Origin of the sequence: Lentzea sp. NPDC051213, assembly GCF_044455585.1 — a bacterium.
Taxonomy (GTDB): Bacteria; Actinomycetota; Actinomycetes; order Mycobacteriales; family Pseudonocardiaceae; genus Lentzea.
Genome location: NZ_JBITEX010000011.1, coordinates 80,888 through 100,318 on the forward strand (window position 1 = coordinate 80,888; position 19,431 = coordinate 100,318).

Genomic DNA, 19,431 nt, shown 5'->3' on the forward strand with positions numbered 1-19,431 from the left:
GTAGTGGCCTCCTGGTGGAAGAGCCCCAGGAGACTTCGATCGAAGACCGGCCTCGTCAAGACGCGTGTGCGGTGTCCAAAAGACGAGGAGTAACAAGTAAATGACGGACATCGAGGTCCACGAGGCGACTGCCGTTATCGACAACGGCAAGTTCGGCTCGCGCACCATCCGCTTCGAGACCGGGCGCCTCGCGCGTCAGGCCGCCGGCAGCGTGGTGGCGTACCTGGACGACGAGACCATGCTTCTGAGCGCCACGACGGCGTCGAAGCACCCCAAGGAGCACTTCGACTTCTTCCCCCTCACGGTGGACGTCGAGGAGCGCATGTACGCCGCGGGCCGCATCCCCGGCTCGTTCTTCCGGCGTGAGGGCCGTCCGAGCACGGACGCCATCCTCACCTGCCGCCTGATCGACCGGCCGCTGCGCCCGTCGTTCGTGGACGGCCTGCGCAACGAGATCCAGGTCGTCATCACGGTGATGAGCCTGAACCCGAAGGACCTGTACGACGTCGTGGCGATCAACGCCGCGTCCGCGTCGACGCAGCTCGCGGGCCTGCCGTTCTCCGGCCCGATCGGTGGCGTCCGCGTCGCTCTGATCGAGGGCCAGTGGGTGGCGTTCCCGACCCACGAGCAGCTCGAGAAGGCCGTGTTCGACATGGTCGTCGCGGGCCGCGTGGTCGCTTCCGGCGACGTCGCGATCATGATGGTCGAGGCCGAGGCCACCGACAACGTGATCGACCTGATCGGCGAGGGCGCGACCGCCCCCACCGAGGAGGTCGTGGCCGCCGGCCTCGAGGCCTCCAAGCCGTTCATCAAGGTCCTCTGCGAGGCCCAGGCGCAGCTCGCCCAGGTCGCCGCGAAGGCCACCGGCGAGTACCCGACGTACCCGGCCTACCAGGCCGACGCGTTCGAGGCCGTCGAGTCCTCCGCCTCCGGTGAGCTGGCGCAGGCGCTGACCATCGCGGGCAAGGCCGAGCGCGAGTCGAAGCTCGACGAGGTCAAGGCCGCCACGCTGGAGAAGCTGGCCGAGCAGTTCGAGGGTCGCGAGAAGGAGGTCGGCGCCGCGTTCCGCTCGCTGACCAAGAAGCTGGTCCGCCAGCGCATCCTGCGCGACAACGTCCGCATCGACGGCCGTGGCCTCACGGACATCCGTGACCTCGGCGCCGAGGTGGCCATCATCCCGAGGACGCACGGCTCGGCGCTGTTCGAGCGCGGCGAGACCCAGATCCTGGGTGTCACCACGCTGAACATGCTGCGCATGGAGCAGCAGATCGACTCGCTCGCTCCGGAGACGCACAAGCGCTACCTGCACCACTACAACTTCCCGCCCTACTCGACCGGTGAGACCGGCCGCGTGGGTTCGCCGAAGCGCCGCGAGATCGGCCACGGCGCGCTGGCCGAGCGGGCGATCATGCCCGTGCTGCCGAAGCGCGAGGAGTTCCCGTACGCGATCCGTCAGGTCTCCGAGGCGCTGAGCTCCAACGGCTCGACGTCGATGGGCTCGGTCTGCGCGTCCACCCTGTCGCTGCTCAACGCGGGTGTCCCGCTGAAGGCGCCGGTCTCCGGTATCGCGATGGGTCTCGTCTCCGACGAGGTCGACGGTGAGACCCGCTACGTGGCGCTGACCGACATCCTCGGTGCCGAGGACGCGTTCGGCGACATGGACTTCAAGGTCGCGGGCACCAAGGAGTTCGTGACGGCGCTGCAGCTCGACACGAAGCTCGACGGCATCCCGTCCGAGGTGCTGGCGGCGGCGCTGGGCCAGGCCCGCGACGCGCGCTACACCATCCTGGAGGTCATGGCCGAGGCCATCTCCGACCCGGACGAGATGAGCGCCTTCGCGCCGCGCGTGACGTCGGTCAAGATCCCGACCGACAAGATCGGCGAGGTCATCGGCCCGAAGGGCAAGATGATCAACTCGATCACCGAGCAGACCGGTGCCGACATCTCCATCGAGGACGACGGCACGATCTACGTCGGTGCGGCGGACGGCCCCTCGGCCGAGGCCGCGATCGGCATGATCAACGCGATCGCGAACCCGCAGCTGCCGAAGGTCGGCGAGCGCTTCCTGGGCACCGTGGTGAAGACCGCGGCGTTCGGCGCGTTCGTCTCGCTGCTGCCCGGCAAGGACGGTCTCGTCCACATCTCGAAGCTGGGCAACGGCAAGCGCATCGCGAAGGTGGAGGACGTCGTCAAGGTGGGCGACAAGCTCCGCGTCGAGATCGCCGACATCGACCAGCGCGGCAAGATCAGCCTGATCGTGGTGTCGGACGACGACGCCGCGAAGCCGGCCGACGCCCCGGAGGCCGTCGAGGCCACCGAGGCCGCTGAGGCGGCTCCCGCGCAGTGAGCGTGAACGACAAAGCGACGGCCGCGGGTGCATCCACCCGCGGCCGTCCGCGTACCGGACGGTTGGGGCACCTCCAGCGGCCGGGCAGCACGCGGGTGCTGGAGATGTCCGCGGGCTCCGAGGTGCGGCGCAGCATGCTGCCCTCCGGCCTGCGGGTCATCACCGAGCGCATCCCGGGCGTGCGGTCCGCCTCGGTGGGGCTGTGGGTGCAGATCGGGTCCCGTGACGAACGGCCCGAGGTCGCGGGTGCCGCGCACTACCTGGAACACCTGCTGTTCAAGGGCACCGCACGGCGAACGGCGGCGGCCATCGCCGAGGAGATCGACGCGGTCGGCGGCGAGCTGAACGCGTTCACCGCCAAGGAGCACACCTGCTACTACGCCCACGTCCTGGACGAGGACCTGCCGCTCGCGGTGGACCTGGTGTCGGACGTGGTGTTCGAGGCGATCTGCGGTCCGCGCGACTTCGAGACCGAGCGCGGTGTCGTGCTCGAAGAGATCGCGATGCGCGACGACGACCCCGAGGACCTGCTGCACGACGCGTTCATCGAGGCGATGTTCGGCGAGCACGCGCTGGGACGTCCCGTGCTGGGCACCGAAAAGTCCATTCAGGACATGGAGAGGGACAACCTCTACACGTTCTACAAGAAGCGCTACACGTTGCCGCGCATGGTCTTCGCGGTCGCGGGCAACATCGAGCACGCGCACGTGATGCGTCTGGTGCGCAAGTCGATCGGTGACCGGCTGTCGCGGGAGGGCGGCGCGGTCGCACCCAGGGCCGGGCGTGCGCGCATCGCGGCTCCCCGGAAACTGGTGCTGCACACCGACGACACCGAGCAGGCGCACATGATGCTCGGCATGCGCGGCCTGGATCGCCACGACGAGCGGCGGTTCGCGCTGAACGTGCTGAACGCGGCCATCGGCGGCGGCATGAGCTCCCGGCTGTTCCAGGAGGTCCGCGAGCGGCGGGGCCTGGCCTACCAGGTGTACTCGTCCGTCGGCCTGTACGCGGACACCGGCACGTTCTGCGTCTACGCGGGCTGCCAGCCGGATCGGCTGGGCGAGACCGCCGGCGTGATCCGCGAGGTGCTCGTGGACGTCGCGCGTGGCGGGCTCTCGGACGCGGAAGTGGCGCGGGGCAAGGGACAACTGCGCGGCGCTTTGGTGCTCGGGCTGGAGGACACCAGCTCACGCATGTCGCGCATCGGCAAGAGCGAACTGAACTACGGCGACCACCTGAGCGTCGAGGCGACGCTGGCACGCATCGACGAGGTCACCGCGGAAGAAGTGGCCGTGCTCGCACGTGATCTGCTGCGCCGTCCCGTCGCCGCCGCGGTGGTCGGCCCTTACGATCACGCCGACGATCTGCCCGACCAGGTACACGAGGTGATTGCATGATTCGCGTCGGAGTTCTCGGCGCGCGGGGCCGCATGGGCGCCGAGGTCGTCCGCGCGGTCGAGGCCGCGAAGGACATGGAGGTCGTGGCGCAGATCGACGCCGACGACCCGCTGACCGCGCTCGTGGATTCGGGGGCGCAGGTCGTCGTCGACTTCACGCACCCCGACGTGGTGCTGGGCAACGTCGAGTTCTGCGTTGCCAACGGAATCCATTGTGTCGTCGGCACTTCCGGGTTCGATCAGTCGCGTTTGGACGCTGTGGCCGCGCTGCTCGCGGACCGGCCCTCTGTCGGTGTGCTGATCGCGCCGAACTTCGGCATCGGTGCCGTGCTGCTGATGCGGTTCTCGGAGATCGCGGCCCGCTACTACGAGTCGGCGGAGATCATCGAGCTGCACCACCCGCGCAAGGCCGATGCCCCGTCGGGAACGGCCGCGCACACCGCGCGGCTGATCGCGGCGGCGCGTGAGGGCATGGATCCGATGCCCGACGCGACCACGCAGGAGGAGCCGGGTGCTCGTGGCGCCGTCGTCGACGGCGTGCGGGTCCACTCGTTGCGGATCTCCGGGATGATCGCGCACCAGGAGGTCGTTTTCGGTGGCGAGAGCGAGACTCTGACGATTCGTCAGGACTCGTTGCACCGGACGTCGTTCATGCCCGGCGTGGTGCTGGGTGTGCGGGAGATCGTGTCCCGGCCGGGGCTCGCCGTCGGTCTCGACAAGTACCTGGACCTGTGAAGGTCCGGGTCACCGTCGGGCTGCTCATCGCGGCTCTCGCGGTCTACTTCGTCCTGCTGGCAGGGCGTGCGATCGCGTTGATCGGCACCGGCGATGTCGTGGGAGTGCTGCTCGGCATCGGGGTGCTGATCCTGCCGTTGCTCGGTGTGTGGCTCGTGTACTCGAACCTGCGGTTCGGGTGGGAGACCGAGAAGATGGCGCGCGAGCTCGACGCCGACGGGCTGTTGCCGGACGTCTCCCACCTGCCTCGGCGACCGTCCGGGCGGGTTGATCGGGACGCCGCCGACGCCTGGTTCGAGGAGCGGCGTGCCGAGGTCGAGGCTGCCCCCGAGGACTGGCGGGTGTGGTTCCGGCTTGCTTTCGCCTACGACGTCGCCGGGGATCGCGGGCGCGCGCGGGAGACGATGAAGAAGGCCATCGAGCTGCACTCCTGATCTTGTCAGGATGCCTGGGCGAGCAGCTTCTCGACGTCGCGGGGGTTGCGGAGCACGCGGACGTCCGCGTGGCCGGCGTGCTCGGCGATCGCGGCGTTGACCAGGGGCAGACTGTTGCGCCGGTAGCCGATCATCCAGCGCCAGAACGCCATGTTCTCCCGTGAGCGGAGCAGGGCGCGCCAGCCGCACCGCCAGACCGAGAAGTCGAGCACGATGACGGTGTCGGCGGCCGCGAGCCGCACCTCGAGCACGTCGTAGGGGCCGAGGTCGCCGTCGGTTATCCACGCCGGCTCGCTGACGAGCCGGCGTTGGATCATGACCCAGCGGTCCTTGGGGATCGGCGTGAGGTCTTCCGGCCAGAAGTGCTTGTCGAGTTCGACGACCGGAAGCGCGGTGGCGGCTCCGAGGCGGCGGGCCAGGGTCGACTTGCCGGCTCCGCCACGTCCGAGGATGACGACTCTCTTCATTGCGAAGAAGGTAGCGGGCAGCGCCATTGACAAAAAAGCTTTGAACGTTCAAAGTTGTTTTTGCGATGAGAGACGTGATCTACCTGGACCGGATGGAGCAGGCCGAGACCCTGCTCAAGCCGCAGCGCGTGGAGGTGCTGCGGCAGCTCGCCGCGCCGCGTTCGTGCACCGAGGTCGCCGAGGTGCTGGACCAGACGCCGCAACGCGTGCACTACCACGTCAAGCAGCTGGTCAAGGCCGGGCTGGCGACGCAGGTCGCCGAGCGCAAGGTGCGCGGCGTGCACGAGGGGCTGTACCAGGCGGTGGCGCGGTCGTACTGGCTGTCGCCACGGCTGGTCGGCCGGATCGGGGCGCGGGACGAACTGGTGCTGGGGCACCTGGTCGACCTGGCCGAGCAGATCCAGGTCGACGTGGCGGCGCTGGACCGCGGGTCCGAGTTGCCGTCCGTGGGCGTGTCCGGCGAGATTCGCGTGAAGCCGGAGGACCGGCCGCGGTTCCTGGCCGAGTTGCAGACGACGTTGCAGGACCTCTTCACCCGATATGGCGGCGCCGAGGGGGATGCGTTCCGCATCGCGCTGGCCTGCTACCCGAAGGGAGACGACCGATGAGCACGGGAATCGTCCGCGTCCGCACGACGGCGCCGGCCGAGAGGATCCACCAGGCGCTGACCAGGGCCGAGGAGCTGCAGGTCTGGCTCGCCGAGCACGCGCACGTGGATCTGGAGCAGGGGACGTTCGAGTTCTGGGGGCGCTACACGCCGGAGGGAGAGCGAGGGCGGCAGAAGCTGCTCGGCACGGGCGACAAGTCGGTGCAGTTCTCGTGGTTCCTGCACGGCACGGACTACACGATCGAACTCGGCGTGGAGCAGCGCGGCGGTGAGACGGTGGTCGCCGTGTCGCAGTCGCCGTTCCCCGAGTGGGGCGAGGGCGTGCAGGACGAATCGCGGGCCGGCGTCGTCCAGACGTTCTGGCCGCTGGTCCTGGCGAACCTCGTCGAGCACGTCGAGGGGCGCCCGGTGTTCGGGTTCTGCGACTTCAGCACGCCCGAGCAGCGCTTCGAGACCGACATCGCGGCACCGCCCGCGGACATCATCGCGGCGCTGACGGACGAGGACGTGTTCGCGCGGTGGTTCGGGGCGCGGATGGAGATCGAGCCGCACGTCGGTGGCCGGTGGGCGATGGGGAGCTTCGCGGAGGAACCGAACCCGGCGAAGGTCATCGCGCTGGACGAGAGCCGCTTCGCGATCGAGTTCCCCGACGGCGTGGTGTCGTCGTGGGAGCTGGCCGAGTCGGGCGGGAAGACGCGGCTGACGTTCGTGCAGAGCGGGTTCGACGCCGCCGAACCGCCGTACGGCTCGTGGATGGGCTGGCTCAGCGGGTTCGCGGACATGAAGCGCATGCTGGAGCTGTCCGACTGGCGGCCCATGTGGCATTCGTTCGAGGTTCCCGGGATGCCCGAAGGAGCCCTCGTTCTCGAATAATCGGGCGTCATTCGGCGGGTGAGAGCCAGATCATCCGGTTCTCACCCGTTTGCGCCTGGCATTCGTCGGCGAACGGTCGATACCGTCGGACACGTGCTTGATTCAGCCCGAGTCACCGTTGCCGCGCTCCTGATCGCCTTCTCCGTGACGGCGTCGATCGTCTGGGCCTAAGAACTAGAACCAGGCCATGACCATGGCGGGTGAGGCCGCGAGAAAGCTGAACCTGGCGAAGCGGCCCACCATGCCGGTCACGATGAACATCGCCGTGGACATGCCGGCGAGCCCGGCCAGGACGCTCGTGGCCATGAACGGCGGCACCCCGATCAGCGAACTCACCGCGTGCGTGCCCGCCATCCAGTTCGGGTGCTTTTTGCACTTCGCGTGCACCCAGTCGTACCAGCGGTGAACGCGGGTGCCTGGGCCGAACCAGCGCTGGAACAGCGACGGCTTGGCGTTTTCCTTTTTCTTGCGGTGGAAGAACTTCGGCAGCTGGATGTCGCCTCGGGCCGCGTAGAAGTACAGGAGCTTGCCCAGCACCTGGCCGACGGCCACGACGAGGCCGACGATCCAGAACGAAACGCCTGGCCAATGTGTGCAGAGTCCCAGCACCCAAGCTTCGATGCTGATGAACGGGAGCAGTGACGAGCCGAGCGCGACCCCGAAGGTGAGGCCTACTAGGGCGAGCACCCGGCCGAGGCTACAGGGTTTATGCAGTGCTGGTTCGCGCGTGACCCGCGCCTGAGCTAGGGGGCGAGGCGTACGGCCAGCGGCCCGGACACCCGCACTTCGCGCAACGGACGCCCTCCCGCGTCCAGCGTGCGCACCGTGCCGTCCCCCGCCCAGCCGATCCGCTCGTAGAAGTTCCGCGACGCCTTGTCGGCCTCCGGCACCCACGCGATGCCGCGCGTCGCACCCGCCTCGGTCAGCTTCTCGCAGGCCTCGGCGACGAGCCGGGTGCCGTGGCCGCGACGCCCCCAGCGGGGTTCCACCAGGACGCTGAGCAGTGCCGTTGTGGCGGCGTCCGGGGGCAACGTGCCGTCTGCCTTGGCCACCTCGTCGTCCGGGGCCTTGCTCGCCACGACGAAACCGACGGTCCAGTCGCCCTCGGTCGCGGCCAGCACCGCGCCGCTCTGGACGGCCAGCGCCCACGCTTCGTCGGTGTCGAGCGTGTCCAGCACCTCCTGGGGGAGCAGCTGGGCGTAGGCGAGGCGCCACGTCTCCCGGTGGATGCGGATGATCTCCGCGAGGTCAGCAGCGGTGGCGGTGTGCACGCCGGCGTCGGCCATAACCGCAGCTTATCGGCGCACTGTCGGAGAATTGTCAGGGGTGCGTGGCAGCATCCACGAGGTGCAGAGGATTAGTGCGGACGTCGCCCGCCGGATCGCGCTGGGCGCGCAGGGTTTCACCGACGCGAGGCCGTCGGCTGCCTCTCGCAGGCACCTGCAGAAGGTGCTGTCGCGGGTGCAGCTGTTGCAGATCGACTCCGTGAACGTGGCGGTGCGCGCGCACTACATGCCGCTGTTCTCGCGGTTGGGCGCCTACGAGCCGACGCTGCTGGACGAGGCCGCGTGGACGCACTCCGCGCGCAAGCCCCGCATGCTGGTGGAGACGTGGGCGCACGAGGCGTCGCTGGTGCCGGTGCTCGACTGGCCGCTGTTCCACTCCGGCGCGAAGAAGCGCGGGTGGTGGCAGAACTACCAGGCGATCCTCGAACGGTCGCCGCAGCTGGTCGACGAGGTGCTGGCCGCGATCAAGGAGCTCGGCCCGATCGGCGCCGGCGCGCTGGAGAAGGCGCTCGTCGGCGACTCCGGGCGGTCGAAGGGGCCTTGGTGGGACTGGTCCGAGGTCAAGCGGGTGTGCGAGGTCCTGTTCGGCGTCGGCGTGCTCACCACCGGCACGCGCAAGGGTTTCGAGCGGCTGTACGACCTCACCGAGCGCGTCATCCCGCCGGACGTGCTGGCGCAGAAGTGGACGCCCGAGGAGGGTGCGCGGGAGCTCATCACGCGGTCCGCGGTGGCGTTGGGCGTGGCCACCGAGCCGGATCTGCGCGACTACTACCGGCTCGACCCGCGGCGGTCGCAGGCTGCGGTGGCCTCGCTGGTCGAGGACGGGGTGCTGGAGCCCGTGTCGGTCGACGGCTGGCGCGGGGCCGGGTATCGGCACGTCGAGGCGAAGGCGCCGCGGCGGGTGCAGGGGCGGGCGCTGCTGTGCCCGTTCGACCCGCTGATCTGGGAGCGGGCGCGGACCGAGCGGATCTTCGGGTTCCGGTACCGCATCGAGATCTACGTGCCGGAGCCGCGGCGGGTGCACGGGTACTACGTGTTCCCGTTCCTGCTGGACGGGCAGTTGGTGGCGCGGGTGGACATCAAGGCCGACCGGGCGGCCGGGGTGCTGCGGGTGCAGTCGGCGTTCGCGGAGGAGGGGGTCGACCGGGCGAGGGTCGCCTCGGAGCTGGCGGGCGAGCTGGCGCACATGGCCGAGTGGCTCGGGCTGGAGGACGTGCTCGTCGTGCAGAAGGGAGATCTCGCTGCCGAACTTGCCGCCGCGAGCTGATGACAGCTGACAGATGTTGAAATCTGTCAGTTGATAGTGCATTGTCGAACTCATCGAGAGATGAGGAGTTCGTCATGCAGAAGCGTCAGCTCGGAGCCACCGGCCCGGTCGTGTCCGCCATCGGCCTGGGCTGCATGGGCATGTCCAACGCTTACGGCCCGGCCGACCGGGCCGAGAGCATCGCGACCATCCACGCGGCGATCGACGGCGGTGTCACGCTGCTCGACACCGGTGACTTCTACGGCCAGGGCCACAACGAGCTGCTCGTCCGCGAGGCGATCCAGGGCCGTCGCGACGAGGTGCAGCTCAGCGTGAAGTTCGGGGGTATGCGGGACGCGGACGGCTCGTTCGTCGGGATCGACACCCGGCCGGTCGCGGTGGCCAACTTCCTCGCGTACTCGCTGCAGCGGCTCGGCACCGACCACGTCGACATCTACCGGCCCGCGCGGCTCGACCCGAGCGTGCCGATCGAGGACACCGTCGGCGCCATCGCCGAGCAGATCGAGAAGGGCAGGGTCCGGCACATCGGGCTGAGCGAGGTCGGTCCGGAGACGATCCGCAGGGCCCACGCGGTGCACCCCATCGCGGATCTGCAGATCGAGTACGGGCTGTTCAGCAGGGGGATCGAGGAGGAGATCCTGCAGACCACCCGCGAGCTGGGCATCAGCATCACGGCGTACGGGGTGCTGTCGCGCGGCCTGATCTCGGCCACACCGCCCACCCGGTACGCGCCGGGTGACTTCCGCGGGCACACGCCCCGGTTCCAGGGCGACAACCTGGCCCACAACATCGGCCTCGTCGAGAAGCTGAACGAGATCGCCGCCGGCAAGGGCGTCACGGTCGCGCAGCTCGCCATCGCGTGGGTCGCGGCGCGCGGAGAGGACCTGGTGCCTCTCGTCGGCACCACCAAGCGTGCGAGGCTGACCGAGGCGATCGGTGCCGTCGACGTGACGTTCACCGAGCAGGAATTGCAGGAGATCGAGGCGGTTGTTCCTGTTGGGGCCGTCGCGGGCACGCGGTACGCGACCGCGCAGATGGCCTTGCTGGACAGCGAGAGGTGAGTGACGTGGCGGAGGCGTTGACCGCGGAGGCGATCCTCGCGGCGACCGAAGAGGTGCTGCGCAGGTACGGCCCGGCCAAGGCGACGGTGGTCGACGTCGCCAAGGTGCTCGGGGTCAGCCACGGCAGCGTCTACCGCCACTTCGCGACCAAGGCCGCGCTCCGGGAGGCGGTGACCCGGCGCTGGCTCGACGCGGTCCACGAGGAGATGGCGCCGGCCTTCGACCAGGGCCTCACCGCGGCGGAGACCCTGCGGAACTGGCTGCAGGCGTTGTTCGACAAGAAGCGGCACGGGCACACCGAGGACCCGGAGCTGTTCGCGACGTTCCAGGTGCTGGTCAAGGAGAGCAACGCCATCCCCGAGTACCACGTCGGGCACATGGTCGGGCTCGTCGCGCGCATCATTTCGGCGGGAGTGGAAACCCAGGAGTTCGTGACGGACGACGTGGACGTGACGGCGCAGGCGGTGTGGGACGCGACGGAGAAGTTCCATCACCCTGCGCACGCTCAGGAGTGGGGGAATCCTCACATTCAGGCCGCGTTCGACGCTGTCGTCTCACTGGTCATCGCTGGACTGCGGTACAACCGAATTCCGAGTGCCACAGGCGATGCTTGAGGGTCACGGAGGTGAACGGTGCCGCCTGACGAGTGGATCGATCTGCTGGGAGCGCCAGAACGGCGTCCTGACCCGGTTGACTGGGACGCGGTCACCGCACGGGCAGGTACCGAGCTCCCGAGCGACTACGTGCATCTCGCGGAGGCCTATCCGCCGCTCATCGTCGGTGGATACGTCCGGATCCTGCATCCCACGGCACGTGCCGGGTTCATGAACTGGATGGCGCAGGCTCCCAAGCTCCTGCGCGCACTGCGCAGGCAACCGGGGCTGCGCGTGCACCCCGACGTTCCCGGCCTGCTGCCCTGGGGCACGACGCTCAACGGCGACTACTGCCTCTGGTACACCAGTGGCGAGCCGGACGAGTGGACCGTGGTGATCACGGACCTGCGGCAGAGCTGGTCGTTCGACGGCAACTTCTCGAGCTTCGTCAGGAAGTTCCTGACCGGCGAGATCCGCTGCCCGATCTTTCCGGACGACGTCCCCGGCGGCTCCAAACCGTTCCAGGAGCCGTGACCGGGGACGTCCCTACCCGACCCCCCGGTCAGCTGGTGGCGGCGGTCACGAGCGCGTTGCCGCTGCCCGTGCGGCCGGTGACGTTCAACGTGGCCTCGCCCAAGGGCTCGACCGAGACGTCCAGGTCGCTGCGTGCGACACCGGACGTCGACACCAGGTCGACGCGGGCCAGCGTGCCCGGCCGGATGCCGACGCGGATGTTGCCCGAACCGGTGCCCAGCTGGATGTCGCCCTTGGCCGCGTCGGCCACGGTCAGGTCGCCGCTGCCGCTGCGCACCATGACGTCGCTCTGCACGGCGCCCAGCCACACGTCGCCGGTTCCGGTGATGAGCGTGGAGCTGCCGCCCACGGACGACACCTCGACGTCGCCACTGCCGGTCTTCGCCTTCAACGACGACAGCATCGTGCCGAGCCGCACGGTGCCGGCGCCCGAGTTCACCTTGGCCTCGCCGGCCGCGCGGTCCGCCGAGACGGTGCCCGTGCCGGTGTTCAGGTCGATCCGGCCCGCACCGCCCGTCACGATGACGTCAGCAGCACCGGTCCGTGACGTCACGTGCGACCCGACGGGCGCCGTCACCACCACGGAGAGCGGCACCGCGCGCAACGGCAACGCCTTCGACGATTCGATGCGCAAGCGGTTGCCCAGCAGCTCGACGCGGGCCTCGCGGACGGCGTCCTCCGGGCTCGCGAGCGCCGGGCCGCCCTTGTCCGGGCCGAACTGGCCGCTGACCCAGCTCAGCACGCTGGACAGGCCCTCGGTCCACGAGTTGCCCGCGGTCGGGTCGTGCTTGACCTCGACGTGCACGCCGGGATCGTCGACCAGGTGCACCTGCACCCTGCCGCTGAGCAGCGAGATGTCGATCTCGGCGATGCCCGCGAACTCGAAGCTCTGCTGACGCACCACACCTGACGGTTCGGTCATCCCGCTCACCCCTGGACCCATCCGCGGACGCGCGAGCCCGAGCCGCCGCCGCTCCACCCCTTGTGCTGCTGCTTCTGCCAGTGCTTGTGCTTGCCCTGCACCGCGCCACCCACGGCCTGCTGGATGAACGAGTTCAGCGACACGCCCTGCTGGGCCGCGGCGGCCTCCGCCTTCGACTTCAGCTCGTTGATCATGCGCAGGGTGATGCGGCTGATGTCACCGGTGGCGTCACCTGCGCCAAAGTTCGGCATCTCCTGCTGCGGGGAGGGCTCCTGCTCCGGTTCTGCGGACCCGGTGACGACCACCTGGACGTCCCGGCCGGCCAGTCGAACCTCCACGACCTGGCCTTCCAGCGAGGCGGTGACCTCAGCGGCCAGGTCAGCCAGTGCGTTCATGATTGCCAGTCGCGCGGCTGGCTCGAGCGCTGCGGACAGTGCGGCGGCCGTTCGACGGGTGTTCTCGTCCCCCGCGGATGCGGCCGTCGCCAGGTCCTCGCGCAGTGACGCGATGTACGGCGACAGATCCATGACACCACTATGACGTCACTCTCGACGTCGTGCAACCACCACCTGACATCAGGGCTACTGTCCGGGGTCATGCCGAGAGTGCGCTTGGTGGCGAAAACCGAGTTCATCCCACCCGACGACGTGCCGTGGACGACCGACGCGGACGGCGGCGCCGCGCTCGTCGAGTTCGCCGGCCGGGCCTGCTACCAGTCCTGGGACCGCTCGAACCCCAAGACGAACACCAACGCGACGTTCCTGCACCACCTGCTCGACGTCGGGCACCTCGCCGCGTTCGAGCACGGCAGCGCCACGCTCTACCTGACCGAGCTGCCCCGGTCGCTCACCCACGAGCTGATCCGGCACCGGCACTTCTCGTACTCGCAGCTCTCCCAGCGCACCGACCCGACCGACGTCGTCGAGCCGGCCCTGATCAGGAACGACCCCGAGCTGCACGCGCGGTTCATCGCCGCGACCGAGGCGAGCCTCAAGGCGTACGAAGACCTGCTCCAGGGTCTCGAGAGGACCGTCAACGGCCGGCGTGCGCGGGAGGTCGCCAGGTCCGTGCTGCCCAACGCGACGGGCACCGAGATCGTCGTGACCGGCAACTACCGGTCGTGGCGGCACTTCGTGGCGATGCGCGCGACCGAGCACATCAACGTCGAACTGCGCGAGCTCGCCATCGCCTGCCTGCGCGAACTGACGAAGGCGGCGCCGAACGCGTTCGCGGACTTCGTCATCTCGACACTCCCGGACGGCACAGAAGTTGCTTCCAGCCCACTGGTGGTTGAAGGCTGACGCGCATGAAGCGGCTCATCGTGGACGTCCGCCCCGGCGAATACACCGTCACGCGCCTGGCACCGGACGCTCCGGTCCCCACCGGGCTGCTCGACCTCACCGAAGTCCTGGTGTCCGTGACCAGGACCCCGGACGAGGTGTCGATCATCGCGCCCTCGTCGTTCGCCATCGGCAGTGACACGGCCGAGAAGGGCTGGCGGCTGCTCACCGTGCGCGGGCCGCTCGAGTTCACGCTCACCGGCATCATGGCCGCGCTCGCGGGCGAGCTGGCAGCCGCCGGCGTCTCGCTCTTCGCGGTGTCCACGTACGACACCGACCACCTGCTGGTGAAGCACACGGACCTCGGCCGCGCCGTGCTGGCGTTGCGTGCCGCAGGTCACGAACTGGTAGTAGCGCCGGAAGCGTAGGAACCGATCACCCATGTGGCGGGTCTGAAGTACCGTCAACGCCCCCCGGCTCACCAGGTGTAGGAGCGCACGTTGCACGGACAGGCTGTCGAACCGCGCGTCATCGCGGGCAGGTACGCCCTGGTGGCCGAGCTCGGCCGCGGTGGCATGGGCATTGTGTGGCGGGCTCAGGACCGCCACATCGGGCGCTTCGTCGCGATCAAGGAACTGCACCTGCCCGACGGCATCGCGCACGAGGAACGCCGTGTGCTCGAAGAGCGCGCTCTGCGTGAGGCGCGCACCGCGGGCAAGCTCAACGATCCCGCCGTCGTGACCGTCTTCGACGCGATCAACGAGGGCGGCACGACCTACATCATCATGGAGCTGGTCGAGGCGGCGACGCTGTCGACGTTGATCAGCGCGCACGGCCCGATGCCGCCGAACCAGGTCGTCTCGATCGCGCTGCAGTCGCTGTCCGCGCTGGAGGCCGCGCACCAGGCCGGGATCGTGCACCGGGACGTGAAGCCGGGCAACCTGATGGTCCGCCCGGACGGCAAGGTCAAGCTCACCGACTTCGGCATCGCCCAGGCCGTCGACGACCCGCGCCTGACGACCAGCGGCAGCCTCATCGGCTCGCCCGCGTACATGTCGCCGGAGCGCATCCACGGCCACGAGGCGGGCCCCGCGTCCGACCTGTGGGCCCTGGGCGCCACGCTCTGCTACGCCGTCGAGGGCTGGAGCCCGTTCGAGCGCTCCTCCACGGCCTCCACGCTGCACGCGATCATGAGCGAGACCCCGCGGCTGACCCGCGCGACCGGCGTGCTCAGCGCGGTGATCACCGGTCTGCTGATCGCCGACCCGAACGCCCGGCTGTCCGGCCCGCAGGCCCGCGCGATGCTCGCCAGCATCGGCAACCAGCCGACGCCGCCCACCGGAATTCCGCCGGCTCAGACCCAGCAGTACCAGCAGACCAGGGCCGTCGACCCGGCGAAGAAGAAGCGCAACCGCATCCTCACGCTGGTCGGCGCCGTGCTCGTCGCCGCGTTGGCGTTCACGGGCGGTATCTACGCGCACAGCTGGTTCACGACGCCTGGTGGTGGCAGCAGTGACGCGCTGACGTACGGCGAGGGCGGCGAGGTCCCGGTCTTCGGCCTTTCCGAGAACGTGTGCGGAAACGGCCAGGTCGCGCCTACCAAGCAGCTCGACTCGGACAGCCGCGAGGAGTGCGACAAGGCGCACGACTTCGAGGTGTTCGACGCCGTGGAGACGCTGCCGGTGCAGTCGAACCTGCCCGACGCCACCTACCCCGGGGCCGAGGCGCTGAAGACCCTCGGCGTCTCCCGCTGCGAGCTGACGCTGAAGTCCCAGTGGATCAAGGACGGCGCGGGGCTCAAGCTCAGCACGCTGATCCCCACCGAGACGGCGTGGAAGAAGGACAAGAACGACAACGCGCAGCGCCGCATCTACTGCGTCGCGAGCAAAAAAGACGGCAGTCAGATGAACAGCACCATCAGCGCGAAGAAGGACAACTAGTCTGCCGGGCGTGAAGAGAAGGATCATCTCCGTCCTGCTGGCCCTCGGCTGTGCGGCCGCGCTGTCGGCTTGCGCGAGCAACGAGGACAAGTTCGTCACCGAGCTCAAGGCCGCCGGGTTCACCAACCCCGGCCAGCCCAGCACGGAGAAGGAGAAGAAGTCCAAGAAGATCGGCAAGCGGACGATCAAGTCCGCGGACAAGACCATCGAGGTGATGGTGCGGGTCAAGGGCTGCGACCTGGAGTTCGCCAAGACCTCCGGCCAGACCGGCTACTGGCTCGACGAGCTGCACGTCAAGGGGCAGGAACCGGACTGGCCCGGCTATCCGGAGAACCTGAACCGCGACCAGGTGGTCAAGTTGCTCGCCGACAACTCGGCCAAGCCGGACGGCTTCAAGGACTGCTACAAGCCGAACGAGTCCTGACCCGGTTGTGGTGCAATGGTGGGGTGAGTCTCGCCCGCCATGAGCGCAAGGCCCTTGTCGACCTGATGACCGAGCTCGGCCCGGACGCGCCGACGTTGTGCGGCACCTGGACGAACAGGGATCTCGCCGCACACCTCGCGATCCGCGAGCGCCGCCCGGACACCGCGCCGGGCATCCTGCTCAAGCCGTTCGCGAGGTGGGCGGAGAAGGTGCAGCAGGACTACGCGCACAAGGCGTGGGGCGAGCTGCTCGACCTGGTGCGCACGCCGCCGTTCTGGATCCAGCCCCTCGACGCGTACATCAACGCGACCGAGTACTTCGTGCACCACGAGGACGTGCGCCGTGCACAGGCCGACTGGGAGCCACGGCCGTACGACGCTCGCCGCGAGAACGCGCTGTGGAAGCTGCTGCCGTTCACGGCCAAGTTCACATACCGCTCGTCCCCGGTCGGCGTGACGCTGGTGCGGCCTGACGGCGAGCACTTCGTCGCCAAGCCGGGTGCGAACGGCGTGGTGATCACGGGTGAGACGTCGGAGCTGGTGATGCTCGCGTTCGGGCGTGACCAGGTCCGCGTGGAATACAGCGGCGACGCCGACGCGGTGGAACGCGTGCGGTCGTTGAACCGAAGTGTCTGAACTCGGGTAGTTTCTGCGCATGCCCGGAAGTTCGTACGCAGCGCCGAACCGCCCGTTCGGCCGCGTTCTCACCGCTATGGTCACGCCGTTCGACGCTCGTGGCGAGGTCGACCTCGCCAAGGCGCAGGAACTGGCGAAACACCTGGTGGACCTGGGTAACGACGGGCTGGTCGTGAACGGCACGACCGGTGAGAGCCCGACGACCACGGACCGCGAGAAGGCCGCGCTGATCACGGCCGTCGTGGAGGCGGTCGGTGACCGGGCGACCGTCGTGGCCGGTGCGGGCACCTATGACACGGCGCACAGCATCCACCTCGCGCAGCAGGCCGAGAAGGCGGGTGCGCACGGCGCGCTCGTCGTGACGCCGTACTACTCGCGGCCTCCGCAGGAGGGCCTGCTCGCGCACTTCACCGCCGTCGCGAACGCGTCCGAGCTGCCGGTGATGCTGTACGACATCCCGCCGCGCGCGGTCGTGCCGATCGAGGTCGACACGCTCCTGCGCCTGGCGGAGCACCCGCGGATCCTCGCCGTGAAGGACGCCAAGGGCGACCTGCACGCGGGCAGCCGGGTGATCGCGAGCACCGATCTCGCCTACTACTCGGGAGACGACCCGCTGAACCTGCCGTGGCTGTCCGTGGGCGCCGTCGGGTTCGTGAGCGTGATCGGCCACCTCGCGGCCGACCGCCTGCGGGACCTCATTGATGCGTATGAATCCGGAGACGTGGCCCGGGCAAAAGAAATCCACGAGTCGCTGCTGCCGCTGCTGCGACCCTTCCGCCGGGTTCCCGGCGTGACGTACACGAAGGCTGCGCTGCGCCTGCGCGGACTGGACGTGGGTGACCCACGTCTGCCGCTTGTGCCGGCCGCCGCCGAAGACATCGAGGCCATCGCGGCCGAACTGGGAGTCAACGCGTGACCCAATCGACCGAATTGCCGCCCGCACTGCCGGAAGGCGGCCTCCGCGTCGTCGCACTCGGCGGAATTGGCGAGGTCGGCCGCAACATGACCGTTTTCGAGCACGCCGGACGGCTGCTCGTGGTCGACTGCGGCGTTCTTTTCCCCGAAGACGACCAACCGGGCGTGGACCTGATCCTGCCCGATTTCCGCGCCATCGAGGATCGTCTCGACGACATCGAGGCGATCGTCCTGACCCACGGCCACGAGGACCACATCGGTGCCGTGCCGTTCCTGCTGAAGCTGCGCCCCGACCTGCCGGTCGTGGGCTCGCGCTTCACGCTGGCGCTGCTCGCGGCCAAGTGCAAGGAGCACCGCCAGAACCCGAAGCTGGTCGAGGTGAAGGAGGGGGAGCGGCGCTCGCACGGGCCGTTCGAACTCGAGTTCTTCGCCGTCAACCACTCGATCCCGGACGCGCTGGCCGTCGCCATCCGCACCGCCGCGGGTCTGGTGCTGCACACCGGTGACATCAAGCTGGACCAGCTGCCGCTCGACGGGCGCCTGACCGACCTCGCGGGCTTCTCCCGCCTGGGCGACGAGGGCGTGGACCTGTTCCTGGTCGACTCGACGAACGCGGAGGTGCCCGGTTTCGTGGTGCCCGAGCGCGAGATCGGGCCCGTGCTGGAGAACGTCATCCGCAAGGCGTCGCAGCGCGTCATCGTCGCGTGCTTCGCCTCGCACGTGCACCGCGTGCAGCAGGTGCTCGACGTCGCCGTGCAGTACAAGCGCAAGGTCGCGTTCGTCGGCCGCTCGATGGTGCGCAACATGGGCATCGCGTCCGAGCTGGGCTTCCTGAACGTGCCGGACGGGCTGTTCGTCGACCTCGACGTCGCGATGCGGATGGAGGAGGACGAGGTCATCTTCGTCTCCACCGGGTCGCAGGGCGAGCCGCTGTCGGCGTTGTCGCGCATGGCCCGCGGCGAGCACCGGCAGATCTCGATCCGCGCCGGTGACACGGTGATCCTCGCGTCGTCGCTCATCCCCGGCAACGAGAACGCGGTCTTCAACGTCGTGAACGGGCTGGCAAAGCTCGGCGCGACCGTGGTGCACCAGGGCAACGCCAAGGTGCACGTCTCCGGCCACTCACCGGCCGGCGAGCTCCTGTTCCTGTACAACGCCGTCCGGCCGTCCAACGTGATGCCGGTGCACGGCGAGTGGAGGCACTTGAGGGCCAACGCGGCTCTCGCGGTCGCCACGGGTGTCGCCGAGGACCACGTCGTGATCGCCGAGGACGGCGTCGTCGTGGACCTCATCGACGGCAAGGCCGCGGTTTCCGGCCGTGTCGTCGTCGGGCACGTGTACGTCGACGGTCTGTCCGTGGGCGATGTCGGCGAGTCGACGCTGTCCGACCGGCTGGTGCTGGGCGAGGGCGGCTTCATCTCGATCTCGGTCGCCATCGACAGGACGACGGGGCGTGCGGTGACGGCGCCGACGATCTCCGGGCGTGGCTTCTCCGACGACCCCAAGGCGTTGGAGGCGGTCGTGCCGCTGGTGGAGATGGAACTGGCGCGGACCGAGGCCGAGGGCATCGCCGACACGCACCGCATCGCACAGGCCGTGCGCCGCGTCGTGGGCCGTTGGGTCGCGGAGACCTACCGCCGCCGGCCGATGATCGTTCCGACCGTTATCCCGGTGTGATCTGGCTCCCCCTCGTCCGATAAGGTTTGAACCCAAGA

22 protein-coding genes are annotated in these 19,431 nt (G+C 69.1%); 17 read left to right on the plus strand and 5 right to left on the minus strand.

All coding sequences use genetic code 11. The annotated features are described in order from the left end of the window. Positions 1 to 100 precede the first annotated feature (100 nt). The 4 genes from ACIA8G_RS38680 to ACIA8G_RS38695 all read left to right on the plus strand — a co-directional run bounded on the left by ACIA8G_RS38680 (position 101) and on the right by ACIA8G_RS38695 (position 4,912). Positions 101 to 2,347 (plus strand): polyribonucleotide nucleotidyltransferase, encoded by a 2,247-nt coding sequence (locus tag ACIA8G_RS38680; protein WP_396423743.1) that lies wholly within the window; start codon positions 101 to 103, stop codon positions 2,345 to 2,347. Between the two features lie 104 nt (positions 2,348 to 2,451). Further along, positions 2,452 to 3,744: a M16 family metallopeptidase gene (locus ACIA8G_RS38685; protein ID WP_396423968.1), complete on the plus strand. Its 1,293-nt coding sequence runs from the start codon at positions 2,452 to 2,454 to the stop codon at positions 3,742 to 3,744. Then, entirely contained in the window at positions 3,741 to 4,478 is a 738-nt protein-coding gene (gene dapB / locus ACIA8G_RS38690) for a 4-hydroxy-tetrahydrodipicolinate reductase (protein WP_396423744.1), read from the plus strand. The genes ACIA8G_RS38685 and dapB overlap by 4 nt, the downstream gene beginning before the upstream one ends. Then, the gene (locus tag ACIA8G_RS38695) at positions 4,475 to 4,912 is read left to right on the plus strand and encodes a hypothetical protein (protein WP_396423745.1); all 438 of its coding nucleotides are present in this window, start codon (positions 4,475 to 4,477) and stop codon (positions 4,910 to 4,912) included. The genes dapB and ACIA8G_RS38695 overlap by 4 nt, the downstream gene beginning before the upstream one ends. A 5-nt stretch (positions 4,913 to 4,917) precedes the next feature. Here the strand turns inward: ACIA8G_RS38695 and ACIA8G_RS38700 are convergent, their stop codons facing one another. Beyond that, the gene (locus ACIA8G_RS38700) at positions 4,918 to 5,379 is read right to left on the minus strand and encodes a DNA topology modulation protein FlaR (protein ID WP_396423746.1); all 462 of its coding nucleotides are present in this window, start codon (positions 5,377 to 5,379) and stop codon (positions 4,918 to 4,920) included. A 65-nt stretch (positions 5,380 to 5,444) separates the two neighbouring features. On the opposite strand from ACIA8G_RS38700, the gene ACIA8G_RS38705 reads away from it, so the two are divergent. Beyond that, the gene (locus ACIA8G_RS38705) at positions 5,445 to 5,987 is read left to right on the plus strand and encodes a helix-turn-helix domain-containing protein (RefSeq protein WP_396423747.1); all 543 of its coding nucleotides are present in this window, start codon (positions 5,445 to 5,447) and stop codon (positions 5,985 to 5,987) included. Then, positions 5,984 to 6,859 (plus strand): SRPBCC domain-containing protein, encoded by an 876-nt coding sequence (locus ACIA8G_RS38710; RefSeq protein WP_396423748.1) that lies wholly within the window; start codon positions 5,984 to 5,986, stop codon positions 6,857 to 6,859. Before ACIA8G_RS38705 ends, ACIA8G_RS38710 begins: the two co-directional genes overlap by 4 nt. A 174-nt stretch (positions 6,860 to 7,033) precedes the next feature. On the opposite strand, the gene ACIA8G_RS38715 is transcribed toward ACIA8G_RS38710, so the two are convergent. Both ACIA8G_RS38715 and ACIA8G_RS38720 read right to left on the minus strand, forming a co-directional pair. Further along, on the minus strand, positions 7,034 to 7,546 hold the full coding sequence (locus ACIA8G_RS38715; protein ID WP_396423749.1) for a hypothetical protein: 513 nt from the start codon (positions 7,544 to 7,546) through the stop codon (positions 7,034 to 7,036). A 56-nt stretch (positions 7,547 to 7,602) separates the two neighbouring features. Next, entirely contained in the window at positions 7,603 to 8,145 is a 543-nt protein-coding gene (locus ACIA8G_RS38720) for a GNAT family N-acetyltransferase (RefSeq protein ID WP_396423750.1), read from the minus strand. Between the two features lie 61 nt (positions 8,146 to 8,206). Between ACIA8G_RS38720 and ACIA8G_RS38725 the strand changes: the two genes are divergently transcribed. The 4 genes from ACIA8G_RS38725 to ACIA8G_RS38740 all read left to right on the plus strand — a co-directional run bounded on the left by ACIA8G_RS38725 (position 8,207) and on the right by ACIA8G_RS38740 (position 11,600). Further along, on the plus strand, positions 8,207 to 9,412 hold the full coding sequence (locus ACIA8G_RS38725) for a winged helix-turn-helix domain-containing protein (RefSeq protein WP_396423751.1): 1,206 nt from the start codon (positions 8,207 to 8,209) through the stop codon (positions 9,410 to 9,412). Between the two features lie 74 nt (positions 9,413 to 9,486). After that, positions 9,487 to 10,473, plus strand: coding sequence for an aldo/keto reductase (locus tag ACIA8G_RS38730; RefSeq protein ID WP_396423752.1), 987 nt, complete (start codon positions 9,487 to 9,489; stop codon positions 10,471 to 10,473). Between the two features lie 5 nt (positions 10,474 to 10,478). Continuing rightward, positions 10,479 to 11,087, plus strand: coding sequence for a TetR family transcriptional regulator (locus ACIA8G_RS38735; RefSeq protein ID WP_396423753.1), 609 nt, complete (start codon positions 10,479 to 10,481; stop codon positions 11,085 to 11,087). A gap of 18 nt (positions 11,088 to 11,105) precedes the next feature. Then, complete coding sequence (locus tag ACIA8G_RS38740) at positions 11,106 to 11,600, plus strand: hypothetical protein (protein WP_396423754.1); 495 nt, start codon at positions 11,106 to 11,108, stop codon at positions 11,598 to 11,600. 28 nt (positions 11,601 to 11,628) lie between these two features. On the opposite strand, the gene ACIA8G_RS38745 is transcribed toward ACIA8G_RS38740, so the two are convergent. Then, a complete protein-coding gene (locus ACIA8G_RS38745; RefSeq protein WP_396423755.1) occupies positions 11,629 to 12,522 on the minus strand; it encodes a DUF4097 family beta strand repeat-containing protein in 894 nt (297 codons plus the stop codon). Positions 12,523 to 12,527: 5 nt separating this feature from the next. Beyond that, on the minus strand, positions 12,528 to 13,049 hold the full coding sequence (locus ACIA8G_RS38750) for a toxin-antitoxin system HicB family antitoxin (RefSeq protein WP_396423756.1): 522 nt from the start codon (positions 13,047 to 13,049) through the stop codon (positions 12,528 to 12,530). 69 nt (positions 13,050 to 13,118) lie between these two features. On the opposite strand from ACIA8G_RS38750, the gene thyX reads away from it, so the two are divergent. From thyX to ACIA8G_RS38785, 7 genes are all read left to right on the plus strand, one after another. After that, positions 13,119 to 13,823, plus strand: a complete 705-nt coding sequence (thyX, locus tag ACIA8G_RS38755) for an FAD-dependent thymidylate synthase (RefSeq protein WP_396423757.1) — start codon at positions 13,119 to 13,121, stop codon at positions 13,821 to 13,823. 5 nt (positions 13,824 to 13,828) lie between these two features. Next, positions 13,829 to 14,230: an ACT domain-containing protein gene (locus ACIA8G_RS38760; RefSeq protein ID WP_396423758.1), complete on the plus strand. Its 402-nt coding sequence runs from the start codon at positions 13,829 to 13,831 to the stop codon at positions 14,228 to 14,230. A 72-nt stretch (positions 14,231 to 14,302) separates the two neighbouring features. After that, positions 14,303 to 15,742 carry a serine/threonine-protein kinase gene (locus ACIA8G_RS38765; protein ID WP_396423759.1) on the plus strand — a complete coding sequence of 480 codons (1,440 nt, stop codon included), beginning with the start codon at positions 14,303 to 14,305 and terminating at the stop codon, positions 15,740 to 15,742. A gap of 10 nt (positions 15,743 to 15,752) precedes the next feature. Continuing rightward, a complete protein-coding gene (locus tag ACIA8G_RS38770; RefSeq protein WP_396423760.1) occupies positions 15,753 to 16,166 on the plus strand; it encodes a hypothetical protein in 414 nt (137 codons plus the stop codon). Between the two features lie 23 nt (positions 16,167 to 16,189). Beyond that, positions 16,190 to 16,801, plus strand: a complete 612-nt coding sequence (locus ACIA8G_RS38775) for a TIGR03085 family metal-binding protein (RefSeq protein ID WP_396423761.1) — start codon at positions 16,190 to 16,192, stop codon at positions 16,799 to 16,801. Between the two features lie 19 nt (positions 16,802 to 16,820). Beyond that, the gene (gene dapA / locus ACIA8G_RS38780; RefSeq protein WP_396423762.1) at positions 16,821 to 17,717 is read left to right on the plus strand and encodes a 4-hydroxy-tetrahydrodipicolinate synthase; all 897 of its coding nucleotides are present in this window, start codon (positions 16,821 to 16,823) and stop codon (positions 17,715 to 17,717) included. Further along, the gene (locus tag ACIA8G_RS38785) at positions 17,714 to 19,393 is read left to right on the plus strand and encodes a ribonuclease J (protein ID WP_396423763.1); all 1,680 of its coding nucleotides are present in this window, start codon (positions 17,714 to 17,716) and stop codon (positions 19,391 to 19,393) included. Before dapA ends, ACIA8G_RS38785 begins: the two co-directional genes overlap by 4 nt. Positions 19,394 to 19,431 lie beyond the last annotated feature (38 nt).